This is a genomic window from Pseudomonas sp. PS01297 (assembly GCF_029959305.1).
GTDB lineage: Bacteria > Pseudomonadota > Gammaproteobacteria > Pseudomonadales > Pseudomonadaceae > Aquipseudomonas > Aquipseudomonas helleri.
Map to the genome: position 1 here is coordinate 1 of NZ_JASCPQ010000113.1, position 15226 is coordinate 15226.

The 15226-nt window shown below is 56.3% G+C and carries 8 protein-coding genes; 3 read left to right on the top strand and 5 right to left on the bottom strand.

From position 1 onward, the window contains the following. Positions 1–90: 90 nt before the first annotated feature. The 3 genes from mgrA to msuE form a co-directional block, all read right to left on the bottom strand. Positions 91–1128, bottom strand: coding sequence for an L-glyceraldehyde 3-phosphate reductase (gene mgrA / locus QMX84_RS23245; protein WP_153336045.1), 1038 nt, complete (start codon positions 1126–1128; stop codon positions 91–93). Positions 1129–1269: 141 nt separating this feature from the next. After that, entirely contained in the window at positions 1270–2412 is a 1143-nt protein-coding gene (gene ssuD, locus QMX84_RS23250) for an FMNH2-dependent alkanesulfonate monooxygenase (protein ID WP_262124420.1), read from the bottom strand. A 10-nt stretch (positions 2413–2422) separates the two neighbouring features. Further along, entirely contained in the window at positions 2423–2986 is a 564-nt protein-coding gene (gene msuE, locus QMX84_RS23255; protein ID WP_048372627.1) for an FMN reductase, read from the bottom strand. A 406-nt stretch (positions 2987–3392) separates the two neighbouring features. Here msuE and QMX84_RS23260 point away from each other — a divergent pair, with 406 nt between their 5' ends. Next, positions 3393–4493, top strand: a complete 1101-nt coding sequence (locus QMX84_RS23260; protein ID WP_048372629.1) for a polyamine ABC transporter substrate-binding protein — start codon at positions 3393–3395, stop codon at positions 4491–4493. Between the two features lie 106 nt (positions 4494–4599). Here QMX84_RS23260 and alr read toward each other — a convergent pair whose 3' ends face one another. Further along, positions 4600–5832 carry an alanine racemase gene (alr, locus tag QMX84_RS23265; protein WP_282364881.1) on the bottom strand — a complete coding sequence of 411 codons (1233 nt, stop codon included), beginning with the start codon at positions 5830–5832 and terminating at the stop codon, positions 4600–4602. 261 nt (positions 5833–6093) lie between these two features. Here alr and QMX84_RS23270 point away from each other — a divergent pair, with 261 nt between their 5' ends. Continuing rightward, positions 6094–12216, top strand: a complete 6123-nt coding sequence (locus tag QMX84_RS23270) for a M3 family metallopeptidase (protein ID WP_282364882.1) — start codon at positions 6094–6096, stop codon at positions 12214–12216. Between the two features lie 133 nt (positions 12217–12349). Here the strand turns inward: QMX84_RS23270 and QMX84_RS23275 are convergent, their stop codons facing one another. Next, complete coding sequence (locus QMX84_RS23275) at positions 12350–13720, bottom strand: PLP-dependent aminotransferase family protein (RefSeq protein WP_282364883.1); 1371 nt, start codon at positions 13718–13720, stop codon at positions 12350–12352. A gap of 132 nt (positions 13721–13852) precedes the next feature. Here QMX84_RS23275 and QMX84_RS23280 point away from each other — a divergent pair, with 132 nt between their 5' ends. Further along, entirely contained in the window at positions 13853–15139 is a 1287-nt protein-coding gene (locus tag QMX84_RS23280) for a hydroxymethylglutaryl-CoA reductase, degradative (protein WP_273223784.1), read from the top strand. Positions 15140–15226: the final 87 nt, after the last annotated feature.

Consider the following 15226-nt stretch of genomic DNA (forward strand, 5'->3'; position numbering starts at 1 on the left):
GGCTTGCTCGCGATAGGGCACACGCGGACGTCAATGACACCGCCTTGTCTGTATCGCGAGCAAGCCCGCTCCCACCGTCATAAGAGTGGGTTATTCAGCTGTTGACGGTTTTTCCCACAGGTTGATCCCGCCTTCCTGGGCAAAGCGGTCGATCTCGGCCAGTTCTTCTGCGCTGAACGCCAGGTTCTGCAACGCACCGACGTTTTCGACAATTTGCTCGGGGCGGCTTGCGCCAATCAGTGCGGAGGTCACGCGAGGGTCACGCAGGGTCCAGGCCAGTGCCAATTGGGCCAGGCTCTGACCACGGCGTTTGGCGATCTCGTTGAGCGCGCGTACATGGGCAATGTTGCTTTCCGACAAGTGCTTGCTCTGCAACGAGCCACCACCCGGGCGATTGACCCGCGCATCAGCCGGAATGCCATTGAGGTATTTGTCGGTCAGCAAACCCTGCGCCAGCGGAGTGAAGGCAATCACCCCGGTGCCGAGTTCTTCGGTGGTGTCCAGCAGGTCTTTTTCCACCCAGCGGTTCAGCAGGTTGTACGCCGGTTGGTGGATCAGCAGCGGTACTTTCCACTCTTTAAGCAGCGCTGCGATTTCACGGGTTTTGACCCCGGAGTACGACGAAATCCCGATGTACAGCGCCTTGCCTTGTTGTACGGCGGTGGCCAGGGCGCTTGCGGTTTCTTCCAGCGGGGTGTCCGGGTCGAAGCGGTGCGAGTAGAAAATATCGACGTAGTCCAGGCCCAGGCGCTGCAAGCTCTGGTCAAGGCTGGCGAGCACGTACTTGCGTGAGCCACCGCCCTGACCGTAAGGGCCGGGCCACATGTCCCAGCCGGCTTTGCTGGAGATGATCAGCTCGTCGCGGTAGTGCTTGAAGTCTTCGCGCAGCAAACGGCCAAAGTTGATCTCGGCACTGCCATAGGGCGGGCCATAGTTGTTGGCGAGGTCAAAGTGGTTGATGCCCAGGTCGAAAGCGGTGCGCAGCAGGGCACGTTGGGTGTCGATGGGCGTGCTGTCGCCAAAGTTGTGCCACAGCCCCAAGGACAGGGCTGGCAGCACCAGCCCGCTGCGGCCTACGCGGCGATAAGGAATGGATTGGTAGCGGTTTTCGGCAGCGATGTAAGTCATCGAATAGTCTCTGTTCCAGTGTGTTGAAGACTATGCGTTCCGGTTGGCCGGACGCTTCAAGCCCAGGTATTGGCGCAGCCCCGGCGTGCAAGGTGCCGCAGGCTGCGAGCTTATGACCTTTTAAAAAACGCAGCCTACAGGTTATTTCGACTGCCCGGGAAGCACATCATTGGCGATCATTTCGCCAAAGGGGCCGGTCAGGTTGGTGATGCCGCGACCGGCCAGGCTGGCGTAAGGTTCGGGCAGCAGCGGGAACACAAGTTCGGCAAAGCGATAGGCTTCTTCCAGGTGCGGGTAACCCGAGAAGATAAAGCTTTCGATGCCCAGGTCGGCGTATTCCTTGATGCGTTCTGCCACCTGTTGCGGGTTGCCCACCAGCGCGGTGCCGGCGCCGCCGCGAACCAGGCCGACGCCTGCCCACAGGTTGGGTGAGATCTCCAGATTGTCGCGGCGCCCGTCGTGCAGCGCGGCCATGCGCCGCTGGCCTTCGGAATCAAAGCGTGAAAAGGACTTTTGCGCGGCGGCTATGGTTTCGTCGCTGATGTGTTCGATCAGTGTGTCGGCGGCTTTCCAGGCTTCTTGCTCGGTTTCACGGACAATCACGTGCAGGCGAATACCAAAGCGTACGGTGCGGCCCAAACGTGCCGCGCGTTCACGCACATCGGCGATTTTCTCGGCCACGGCCGCAGGCGGTTCGCCCCAGGTCAGGTACACGTCAACCTGCTCGGCGGCCAGATCGTGGGCGGCTTCGGAAGAGCCGCCGAAATACAATGGGGGGTAGGGTTTTTGCACCGGTGGGTACAGCGCCTTGGCGTTCTGTACGTGCAGGTGCTTGCCTTCAAAGTCGACCGACTCGCCTTGCAGCACCCGGCGCCAGATTTTCAGAAATTCATCCGACACTTCGTAGCGTTCGCTGTGGCTGAGGAAGCTGCCATCACCGCGGTTTTCATCCGGGTCGCCGCCGGTCACCACGTTAATCAACAAGCGCCCGCCGGACAGCCGGTCCAGGGTGGCCGCCATGCGCGCCGACACGGTCGGCGAGATGATCCCCGGACGAATCGCCACCAGATAACGCAGGCGCTCGGTCAACGGTACCAATGCCGAGGCGATGACCCACGAGTCTTCGCAGGAGCGTCCGGTCGGGATCAAAACGCCGTAGTAGCCCAGGTCATCAGCCGCCTGGGCGACTTGTTTGAGGTAGTTGAGCGTGACCGGGCGAGCACCTTTGGTGGTGCCCAGAAAGTGGCCGTCACCGTGGGTGGGGAGGAACCAAAACACATTCATGAAGAAGTCCTTAAGCGATTTTCAGCAAAGGTGTGGCCGAGGCGCCAAACAGCGGCGCGGCACGTTCTGCAGCAAGGCGGATACGAGCCTGCAAGGGCTCGCTGATTATTTGATAATTGGCGAAATCAGACTCGGTGGCATACACGCCGATCGGCAGCGTCAACGCCTGGAAAAAGCTGAACAGCGGACGCAACTGGTGTTCGAGCACCAGCGCATGGCGGTCGCTGCCACCGGTGGCGGCCAGCAACACCGGGGTGTCGATCAGGCCGTTGATATCCACCAGATCGAACAGATGCTTGAGCAGGCCGGGGTAGGAGCCGCGATACACCGGGGTGGCAATGATCAGCAGGTCGGCGTTTTCAATCGCCTGGATCTCGGCATCGACCTCAGGGCTCAGTTCCTGGCGTGACAAGGCGCCGCCCAGTTGCCGGGCAATGGTGCCCAGCTCAATCAAGCGGCTTTCGATAGTGAGCCGGGTTTGCAGTTCATCGAGAATGGCCTTGGCCAACACCAGAGTGCGCGAAGGGCTGTACGCCCCACCCGAAACGACGACGACTTGCAGCGCGTTAGACATGTTCGAATCCTTGGCTAGTGTTCAGCAAACTGTGGACAGGTACTCCCTGTCAGCAATCTCCGTACCAACAGGCAAACCCCTGCAATTCGGGGGGTTGGCCGGAGGCGGGCAAGGCGGGCGCTGTTGATTGAGTGGTTAAGTGCAGATTTGCTGTTTGATTTGCAACAGTTGCTGGATGAACACTTGGGCGATGCAGGAGGGTGATGGCGGACATAGATTCGGACACAAACAATGGCCGCAACGATCCCTTTTTGGCCTGCCTACCCCTGTGAACCGCTCCAGCGGTCGGCAAGAATCAAATCAACTTATAAGAGTTGTCTTCCTGACCCTTGCCCTTTTTGCGGGCTGCTGCCGTGTACAAAACATAACAACTATCGATCTCACGCCAAAGATGGGGAATACATTCATGAGCACGATCAAACGCTTACTGGGCGCCACGGTATGTGGGTTGTCACTGTTGGCCAGCGCGGTGCAAGCCGATCAGCGCGAATTGCGGGTGTACAACTGGGCGGACTACATCTTGCCGTCAGTACCCAAAGACTTTGCCAAGGACACCGGGATCAAAGTGACCTGGGACACCTTCGACACCAACGAATCGCTGGAAGCCAAGCTCCTGACCGGCAACTCGGGCTATGACCTGGTGGTGCCGTCCAACCAGTTCCTCGACACCCAGATCAAGGCCGGGGTGTTTCAGAAACTCGACAAATCCAAGCTGCCCAATTGGCAGCACCAAGACCCGCAATTGCTCAAGCTGCTGGAAACCAACGACCCCGGCAACCAGTACGCCGTGCCCTACATGGTAGGTACAGTGCTGATCGGTTTTAACCCGGCCAAGGTCAAGGCGGCCCTGGGCGACGACGCGCCGGTGGACAGTTGGGACCTGGTGTTCAAGCCCGAGAACATGGCCAAGCTGAAATCCTGTGGCGTCGCCATGCTGGATTCGCCATCGGAGATCTTGCCTCTAGCCCTGCATTACCTGGGCCTGGACCCGAACAGCCAGAACCCGGCCGACTATGAAAAAGCCAAAGAGCTGATGCTGAAGATTCGCCCGTATGTCACCTATTTCAACTCGGCCAAATACATGACCGATATCGCCAACGGCGACATCTGCGTGGCCATTGGTTACTCGGGCAGTTTTTACCAGTTTGGCAACCGGGCCAAAGAAGCAAAGAACGGGGTGGTGGTGGACTGGCGTTTGCCAAAAGAGGGCGCGCCTATCTGGTTTGACACCTTCGCTATCCCTAAAAGCGCCAAGAATGTCGAAGAAGCGCATGAATTCCTGAACACCTTGCTGGAGCCCAAGGTGATTGCGTCGATCAGTGATTTTCTGGGTTACCCGAACGCCAACAAGGACTCGCTGCCACTGATCAATAAAGACATCACCGGCAACCCGAACCTGACGCCGACGCCAGAAGCGTTGAAATCACTGTATGTGGTTCAGCCACTGCCACAAAAGCTTGAACGTGTACGGACCCGCACCTGGACCAGCATCAAATCGGATAAATAAACGCCCAAACCCCGTAGGAGCGAGCTTGCCTCGCGATCTTTTGATTGTTTAAAAGATCGCGAGACAAGCTCGCTCCTACAGATTGAACTGCCCCCAGAGTGCGGGCTTATTCTTCGATCAAGACTTTCGGATTGGAGTTGCCCCATACGGTGTACAGGTCAGCCAGCAATGCGCCGTTGATGTCTTCAACTTCGTCCTGGCTGATCTGGGCATTGCCCTGTTTGCCGAACAGCACCACTTCATCGCCGCTTTTGACGTCCGGCGCATCGGTCACGTCAACCATCAAGGTGTTCATCGACACTTTGCCCACCACCGGCACGCGGTGCCCGTTGATCAGCACGATGCCTTTATTGGTGAACGCACGACGATAGCCGTCGGAGTAACCGACCGTAATGTTCGCCAGCTTCGAATCACGCGCCAGGGTGTAGGTGCGGTCGTAGCCGACGGTATTGCCTTTCGGGTAGCTGTTGACCGAGGCTACGTGCGACTTGAACTGCATAACGCGCTTGTAGTCGGTGTGCGAAGGCACCGTGTCACCGAACAGCGCGCCGCCAGGGCGGACCATGTCCAGGTGCGATTCAGGCACTTCCAGGGTGGCAAACGAGTTGGCCGCATGCAGGGTGATTTTGCTGCGATCCAGCTTGGCCTCTTTGATCAGCCACTGTGCCTGTTCGTTGAACGCCTTCAGGCCCGCGCGCACGTCATCGGCGTCTTCCACGGCGAAGTGGGTCATGATCGCCCGTACTTGCAGGTTCGGTATTTTAGTGATGGCTACGGCATCGCTGCGGCCTTGAGCGGTGCTCATTTCTACGCCGTTACGGCTCATGCCGCTGGAGTTCAAGCCCAGGTGCACGACGAGCGGACGGCCGTGTTTTTCGGCAATTTGCGCGGCTTTCTTAGCGAAATCGAGGTTGCCGACCAACTCTTCCATGTTGTACGGCAGCGCCGCTTCCAGCTCGCTCAAGGCGGCGGTACGCACGCGAATCAATTGGCCTTTGTAACCGCTCTCGCGGACCACACGAGCTTCTTCGTTACTGGCAACGCCGACGCAAGGTACGCCGGTGGCGATGATCGAAGGCATCAACAAACCAATGCCGTGGCCGTAGGCATCGGCTTTGAGCACCGCACAGATTTTCGATTTGTCGCCGAGGGTGTTTTTCAGGATCTGAATATTGTGTTCAAACGCGGTTTTGTTGATTTCAACCCAGGCGTTGCTGTCTTGGGTGTTCACCTGCGCGACGCCATTGCTCATGGTCAATGGTGGAGCGGCGAAGGTTGGGGTTTGCAGCAATGTCATGCCCAAAGACAGGGCGAGCAGGGTGCGAGCGAAAGGGAGCATGCGAGTTTCCGTACTTTATTTTTAGGGGCGCGGAGTATAACGCCGGTGATACTAAGTTCTGTACCAAAAGTTATGTTTCAAACAGCGCAGCGCACAAGCCGTCAAGACTTCAGGCAGTTCTTACCGTTTGGCCATTGAGGGCACCTGCCTTTGAGGGGCGTGGACTCATCGGTTAAATCGTAACTGCACAATATTTATGTAGCCTCAGCACCTCGGACTTCACACGTAGATTGATTCTTCCGAAAATTTCAGGAAGACAATATGTTCGAAAATAATCCGTTGCTGGCGTCATATGACTTGCCGCCATTTTCAACTGTGCGGGCCGAGCATTTAGTGCCGGCCATTGAAATAATTATTGCTGATAGCCGTGTTGAAGTTACCCGAATCATCGTCAGCCAGAGGCCATATCCGACGTGGGATGATTTGGTATTGGCCATGGATGAGGTTCACGCACGGCTGGATGGCGCGGTGCATGTCATTAAAATTCTCAGCGGGGTGAACACTCAGCAAGCGTGGATTGAGGCGGCGGGTAGTTGCTTTGAGCAAATAACTGCCTACAAGGAGCTATTGGGACAGAACCTTGAGCTGTATGAGCTTTATCTAACACTGTCCAAGAGTAAGGTAGCGGCATTGTTTGATAAAGCGCGTAAAGCAGTGTTGAACAAAATCTTGCGTGAATATCGCTTGTCTGGCATTCGACTCACAACGGAGCAGCAACAGCGTCTGCGTGAGTTGAACCGTCATATCAGTCAGCAGGAGAATGAGTTCAGATCACGCCTGCAGCAGGCTAACACTGCCTGGACCAAACACATCGACGATGAGTCGCTGCTGGTGGGACTGCCTGAGGAGGCAAAGCTGCGCATGGCGAACGCGGCGCAGCAGAAAAGCCTGCAAGGCTGGCTTGTCAACGTGGGGAATGACCAGTTTCGTGAGGTCATGCTGTATGCAAGCCACCGGCCTTTGCGCGAGGAGGTGTGGGTGGCCTATCACTCTCGTGCCTCAAATCAGGGACAACCTGATGACCCATTGAATAACGATGATGTACTGAGATTGCTGCTTGGGTATCGTCATGAAAAAGCCAGGTTGCTGGGGTTTGAAAACTTTTCCCAATTGTCCCTTGAAGAACAGATTGTGGAGTCCACTGATCAGGTTTCGGCTTTTTTAAGAAAAGAGCTGGATGACCAGCGAAGTACTTTCGCACTAGAGACACAACAACTCCAGGACCTCACTGCGCAAGAGGGCATCACGCGGTTGGAGCCTTGGGATTATGAGTATTTGGCCGAGAAGGTGCGCCGAGCCAAAGGAGGCTCACAGGAAGATCTGCGTCAATACTTCCCGCTGGATACGGTCATCAGCCGTTTGTGCGATTTCACCTCGCGATTGTTTGGTGTCGAACTGGTCGAACGTTCAGATTTTGATAGTTGGCATGCAGATGTGCGTCTGTTCGAAGTCAGAGAGCATCAGGAACCCATCGGTTATTTATTTGTTGACCCTTATCGACGTGAATTGGGCGGGCCATTGGGAGAGACCCTCTCACTGCGCAACCGCCGAATCACCGCGGAAGGTCGCCCCCGTTTACCGATTGCTGTGCTGCGTAGCAAGTTCACAGCGGGTAAGGGTGATAAGCCCTGCCTGCTAGATCACCAACAATTACGCATTTTGCTGCATGAATTTGGTCATTGTTTGCAGCAACTCTTGACCGGTGAAGAGTATCGGGAAATATCCGGAATTACGGCGCTTGGATATGGCTCGGCTGAGTTTGTCAGTCAGGTTTTTGAGCAATGGTGTTTTTCCGAACAGTTCCTGATCTGGATTTCGAGCCACTACCAGAGCGCAGAGTCGATTCCTGCCAGCCTGGTGACTCGATTGATTGCTTCTGTCAAAACGCAAACCAGTTGGGCATCGGCAGGCTTATTGCTGATCATGCTGTTTGATTTTGAGGTCCATCGTACTTATGGCGATGGGCGCAGCACTCAGGAAGTGTTTGACAGCTTGAACGCTGAAATCGGCCACTTGCAGTGGCCGCACAATGTGCGTCCGGTCAACAGTGGTGATTTTATTGCTTCGAATTACGGCGCGAGAACTTACTCATATAAATGGTCAAGCGTCTTTGCTATCAAGGCCTTCGAACAGTTTGTCCGCAAAGGTGTATTCGACCCTACAACCGGGCGGGCCTTCCGTGAAGCGTTCATTACACGCGGTGGGTCGCGCTTATTAGCCAAGTCGCTCGAAGTATTTCTGCCCCGTCCCGATACTGGCAGCCCATTACCGTTGACCTCGGCCCTAACGTTAGTCGTCCCGCCCTTACACCATAGCAATGGCACGCAACCCTACGCGCTGCTGGTGAACCAGCTAAGTGCTTCCCAGCAGTCGATGGTGCGCCTGAGCGAAGCGATACCGCAGCCTACAGAGGTTGCAAAGAAATTTCTGAATGACTGGTTTAGAAAAACCTTCCCCGCACTGGCGGACAACGTGACCGTAGAGGCGTTGTCGCTGCGCACCCTACGAGAAGACTTGATACCTCTGTCAGAGCGTTCGTCTGCAGATCCGGCTTTCAAACGTACGGTGGTGGACACGATGGCGCTGGACACGCTGTTCTGGCGTGCCGTTGGCGGTCGGTTGAATACGCGCGAGCTGTTTCTTGATCTGGACAAGGTTGAAATTGTCCAGGAAACGGACGGTGCCACGCAGGTGCCTGCGGTTCTGAACAGTTCTAACGCAAAGGCAAACTTCGAGGCGCTTTTGCTGGGCCATGTTTGGAAGTCGTACACCCTGCAACTAGAACGGGCGCTGGATGAATATTGGAATAATCCTGAGGATTTCAGTCTGTGGCGCAATGTCAGCGACTGGCTGGCAGATGAATTGCGCACGCAACTTATGGTGCAAGCGAATTATCTCCAGTTAGATGCAACCCTCAGCCTGCAGATGCACAAAGCGGTGACGGACTATGCACTGTCAGCCCCTGACGCCGTGTCCCGTGCGCAGATGCCGGATCATATCCGTCCGGGAGTCTACGCATTGGAGCAAACCCCACCGGGTTGGGCGATGAGCGTGCCAGTGCAGGGCTGCATTGTACTGACACAGCGTGACAATACCGAAGACCCTGGCGCCGCAGTGCTGTGGCGTACAGGGGAGCCGCTGGAGGTTTTTGACAGTGTGGAGCTGCTCAAGGCCAGTCTGCAAAATAGCGGTGAAGTAGAGGGTGAAGTGCATATCGAGGCAATACAGGAAAATTTTCTTTCGCGCCAGATCCAGGGCCTGCGAGAGGCGCAGAAGGCATCTGTTGGACATGCTCTGCGAGAGGGAATGCAAGAAGGCGAAACAATCAGTGACTGGGTAACAAGGCTGGAAGTGGCGCAAGATATCGCAAAGAGCGTGGACCTCGTATGGCCCCTGACGGCGCTCGAACTTCAGGTCAGTCAAAACAACACAAACCGCTGGCTGCGCGCTAAACACTACGTCACCGGCAAAGACCGCCTTGCCTGGTGGGCTGCGTTGAAAGACTGGCAAAAGGTCATTGCCTCTACCACTTCGTTTGCCCCTGACCCTGTCACGCTGGCAACTACTGAAGCCATACGTGACTGGACCCGGGTGGAACTTACCCGCCTCATCAAGGAAAAATATCCGCCTGCCGATGATCCGGAAAAGGTGTATCTGAGTATCAAAAACACCATCCTTGACCCACATGCACCCTCGGGTAACTCGCCGTTTGGCTCAGGGTTGGTGCTACGCCGCGAGAAGGGTTTTTTTAATGATCGCCGTTCCATGATTGACTGGGCGATATCAAACCTGACACCTCAGGAAAGCAATGCGCTGGACCACTTCGAAGAGGGCCCCCTGAGCTATGCAGCCATTTGCGAGGTGATTGAAATCGCCAACGTGGGTGGGCGATTTATACCTTGGTTGAGTACAGCAGGCCGGCAGAAGCAGGCAGAGTGGATGTCACTCAAAGGCAAGCAGATCAGGGTAGAGGTATGGGCTGCGCATATTTCCGGTCATTTGATGTATGACAGAGACAATATTGGGCTGAATATGGCTCTTGCTGCACTGGACAGCCCGCAGCCTGCCGGGCGGCGTAAGGTCAACGACCATGATGTGGATGTTTACCAGCTTAAGTGGGGCCATAGCGTGCTTAGAGACGTGTTGGCGTTTGGTGTGAAGACGTTGGCAGGCCGTCCCTCGTTGACGCTCTACACGCCGGACGCACCGGACGGCAAGGTGTTGCGTGACGTAGATGCCGATACCGTTCAGGAACTCTTGGTGAAGGTCGCAGTAACGCTGACGTCTACTCAAGAGATGACCCTTTGGCTCATCTCGCGGTTGCCACTGTCAGAGCAGTCGAATCACATTGAAAGCATGAAGCCAGCTTCTGAGGAATTGACCACGAATGAACAGATAAAACTGGTCACACAATCTATCTTTTCATGGATCAAGCTTCGTGCCCCCCAGAGCTTTTCTGCAAGCGTTTCTTTGTTGGCGGTGGAGGGCGACTTCTTGAACGTGCTGCATGAAACCCAAATGGCTCACGCGTTGAATGCGGCAGATACGTTGACGGTCTCTAACGCCGAGCGCGACAGTAAGGCAGCGCAGCAGGGACGACTCAATGCTGCTGGCCTGCTGTCTGGAATGCTGTCGATGTTCCCTGCCAGCCGGTTGGGCGGGATGCTTGGACGGGCAATCATTCCAGCCATGATTAGCGGCGCAGCCGTGTCGGCGATACAGGATGAAGGCGGTAGTTTCAGCCAGTGGGTGAGTGATTTCATCAGCGGGCTGGGCGAGGTGATTGCCGAGGGCGGGGAAGACTTGATCATGAGTCGTGCGGGCAGACCGAAGAATAAAAGTCGCACGACGCTGTCAACCCTTCCACATATTCAGGACCCGCAGATGAAACCCTTTCAAGTCAAGGGTGTTCAGGAAAAGGGACTCGAGCGCAAGGAGCGCAACCTGTACAGGGATGCGGGAGGTCAGGAATATCTCAAACAAGGGACAAAATTCTACAAAACAGCAATGCAGGGTGGGGAGCGAATTATTTACTCGCCGAACAACCGTGCGGACCATCGGACGGTGACCTGGGAAAGCGACAAATGGAGCCTTGTGCCACGGGCAAGGTTGCTCGGCGGCGGCCCGGTCGTGAGTCTATTCCGGCCCCCGGAAACGCCTGAGCAGCAACGATTTAATGCGTTGCTGGAAGGTTTTCTGATCGCACCCTCCCGTCAACCGCCCGAACAAGTGCGGTTAGCAAGAGAGATCATTAGCTCAATGCCCGATGAGCTGGCCACGCGCATACTCCGTGAAACCATGGAGGCGGCGGGGGTGTCCAGTATCCCTGCATACCGCTTGCATATCAGTAGCCCGAGCCTGGGGCAGGCGGAGTTCAATCAACGCAAGAACCGCCATTCGGCGTTGTTATATAAATGCCAATTATGGAAACTTATCCATACACATATTAAATACTTTGAAGAAGGTCATCCAGACATGAAACTGACGACCGCTCAAATAATAAAAATATTTGATACGGCCTTTCCGTTCAAGAGTAAGTTGGTCAGTGATTCAGGCCAGGTTAGCTTGGACATGGTAAGAATAGTAGATCCTTTTACGGGGGCAATTTATGTTGCAATTACGCCTGCTCGAGGGAGAGAGAAAAGTGCAATGTCTAAAATGCTCAACGAGATGGGGGATATGTTTGCGGCCATAGAAACCGCCAGTGAAGCCAATCTAAGAAAACTACTCCCAGGCGATGGTCCCGAAGCGGTGCAGGCCAGGGAGGATTATATGAGCATTCCCGAGAACGCTGAGCGCCATCAAAAGGAACTACACGAAGCTATTAAAGAGGATAGGCGGGCCAGAAACAAACCAGGGCTATTGACAGAAATTCGGAGTAAGAACATTCCTTATGTTGTCATCAGTAAGGGGACGTCGCAGCACGCAACAAGGCTAACCACTGGAGAGGATATTAATAGCTTCACAAGAAGCCTTCCACGCTATACCGAGACGTTTGAGATTGAGGCTGTTACAAAAACCACATCGAGTAAAGTGGTCAGTATCCCCAGTACCGACACTGATACTGCAGTTCCATCCCAAACCCTGCCCGCAAAAGACACCTTTGCGGTGGGCGTTAGCCCGCTGGCTGAAACGCAGATGTCATATAACAATTTTCCGGAATCGGCCAGATCGAAAATGACCGAAATCATGGATGACATTCGTGTTGGTAGAGCAACAACAAAAAGAATCAATGGGTATTACTGGTACGACATGCCCCAACTAACCCCCGGTGGAGGCAGGGGTGTATGGCGTGCCGCGTTTGAACGTCGAGGTAACACCTGGGAACTTCAGGGTTTTTATGATTATCACCAAAATAGACCTGCTGTTCTCTGGGGTGACTGACAGAAAGGGTGATAGGTAGGCATTGTGTAATGTGCTGTTTGAGACATTACTTTGCGCACAGAACCAGGGCGGCCTTTTGGAAAGTCACGCCCTTGGCCGCGTATCTGTCAGGTCAGTGTCGTTATACCGTCCGTCAGCCCTTGAACAGCGCTTTAAGCAGCGGGTCGTTCAAATACGCCACGTTGAGCCGGGTCCAGGGGTTGATGCGCGATTGTTCGGGAGAAAAGATATGCCCCGGCGCGATCATGAAGCCCTTGGGCTGCAACTGGCGGGTCAGGTCTTTGGCGTCGTCGATGTGGGCAAAGCGTGCCCACAGGTACAGGCTTTGGTGCGGGCGGCAAAACACCTCGGCGCCGATCTCATCGAGCATCGCCAGCCCGGCTGCGGTGGCGGCTTGCAGGCGTTCTTGCAGGCGAATCAAATGGCGCAGGAAATGCCCCTCGGTGAGGATCACGTCCATGGTTCGCTCACACAGCTCCGAAGAGCTGGTGTGCAACAACATTTTCAAGTCCCCCAGCTCATCAATCACGTCCTTGCTGCCGGCGATAAAGCCGACCCGCAGCGCCGCAGACACCGATTTGGAAAAGCTGCCCACATACAGTGAACGCTGCAGTTGATCGAGCGCAGATACCTTGATGGCAGACGCCGGTTTAAAGTCGGCCAGTGCATCATCGTCAACCAGAATGAAGTTGTGCTGCTGCGCGAGTTGCACCAGCCGATGGGCCTTGCCGGGCGAGATATCCGAACCGGTCGGGTTGTGGCCTACCGACTGGATAAAAAACAGTTTGGGTTTGTGGCGGCGCAGGTGTTGCTCCAGCACCTGCAGGTCCGGGCCATCAGCCAGGCGCGGTACGCAGAGCATGTGGGCGCCTTGCAGTTGCAGCTTGCCAAACAGCGGGTAATAGCCGGGGTCTTCAACCAGCACCATATCGCTGTGGGCAATAAAACGTCGAATGATCAGGTCCAGCGCATGGTTGGCGCCGTGGGTGGTGACGATCTGGCGGGGGCTGGCGGTGATCGAATAACTGGCCAGTTTTTGCGCCAGATGCTGGCGCAGGCTGGCATTGCCCAGGCGGTTACCGTAGCGAAACAGCGTGTTGACCTCGGTGCGCATGATCTGGCGGGTGAACTTGTCCAGGCGCATGTCCAACAGCCATTCCACCGGCGGGAAGCCTTCACCGAGCGGCGAATGCCCCGGTTCACGGACGAACTGCTGGCGCATCAGCCAGATGGTGTCCATCGCCCGCGCATAGGGCTGCGGTTCGTCCGGCTCGCTGTGGTTGGGGCTGCCCTGACGGACAAAAAAGCCCTGGCCATGGCGCGGTTCGACAAGCCCTTGGGAGGCCAGGGCCTCATAGGCATTGATCACGGTATTTTTCGAATGGCCGAACAGGCGCATGCATTCACGCAGTGACGGCAGGCGGTCGCCCACCCGGTAAGTGCCATTGCCGATCTGTTCGACCAGTGACGCGGTCAGTTGCTGAGCGAGTGTCAGACGCACCATGGTTGGCCATCCTGCTGTTTTTTAGCGAGGGTACAGCTTGGGTACTGTTTGTGCGAACTGTACCTTTTATGCGGGCACAGGGCGCTTTAGGGTGGCGCTCAAAGACAACAATAATGACCACAGGATTGAACCATGAGTATTGATTCGCGCCTTCCCAAGTTCCGTAGCCTGGCGCCCGCCGAGCGTTTGCAGCATCTGCAAGCGCTGCTCGACCTGCCCGCTGATGACGTCGCGCTGTTGCGTGAACCGGGTGCCCTGGCGCTGGAGCGGGCTGACGGCATGATCGAGAACGTGATCGGCACCTTCGAGTTGCCCTATGCCGTCGCAAGCAACTTCCAGATCAATGGCCGCGACGTGATCGTGCCCATGGTGGTCGAGGAACCTTCGGTGGTGGCGGCGGCCTCCTTTATGGCCAAGCTGGCGCGGGAGGCTGGCGGTTTTCAGACCTCCAGTTCGTTGCCTTTGATGCGCGCGCAGGTGCAGATCGTTGATGTCGCTGACCCGTTCAATGCGCGCTTGAGCCTGTTGCGGCGCAAGGACGAAATCATCGAGCTGGCGAACCGCAAAGACCAACTCCTCAACTCGCTGGGCGGCGGCTGCCGGGACATTGAAGTCCACACCTTTGCGCAAAGCCCGCGTGGGCCGATGCTGGTCGCGCATTTGATCGTCGATGTGCGCGATGCCATGGGCGCCAACACGGTCAACACCATGGCCGAGGCGGTGGCACCGCTGATCGAAGAAATCACCGGGGCCAAGGTGCGCCTGCGCATCCTTTCCAATCTGGCTGACTTGCGTCTGGCCCGTGCGCAAATCCGCATCGCCCCCGAGTTGCTCACCACGCCTGCATTCAAGGGCGAGGAGGTGATCGAAGGCATTCTCGACGCTTACAACTTTGCCGTGATTGACCCGTACCGCGCCGCCACCCACAACAAGGGCATCATGAACGGCATAGACCCGTTGATTGTCGCCACCGGCAATGACTGGCGGGCGGTGGAGGCGGGCGCACATGCTTACGCCTGTCGCAATGGCCATTACGGCTCGCTGACCACTTGGGAGAAAGACGGCCAGGGCAATCTGGTGGGCACCCTGGAAATGCCGATGCCGGTCGGGCTGGTGGGCGGTGCTACCAAAACTCACCCTCTGGCGCAGTTGTCGCTGCGCATTTTGCGTGTCGAGAGTGCTCAGGAACTGGCGGAAATTGCCGTTGCAGTCGGGCTGGCACAAAATCTCGGTGCGCTGCGGGCGCTGTCGACCGAAGGCATCCAGCGCGGGCACATGGCCTTGCATGCGCGCAACATTGCGCTGACGGCGGGCGCCAAGGGTGAAGAACTCGACTGGTTGGTCAAGCAGATGGTCGAAGCCCACGACGTGCGTGCGGATCATGCGGCGGCACTGCTCAAGCAAAAACGCGGCGTGTAGGAGCGAGCTCGTCTCGCGATCTTTTGACCTTCTAAAAGATCGCGAGGCAAGCTCGCTCCTACACGTCATGAGTTGTCTCTCTTCACC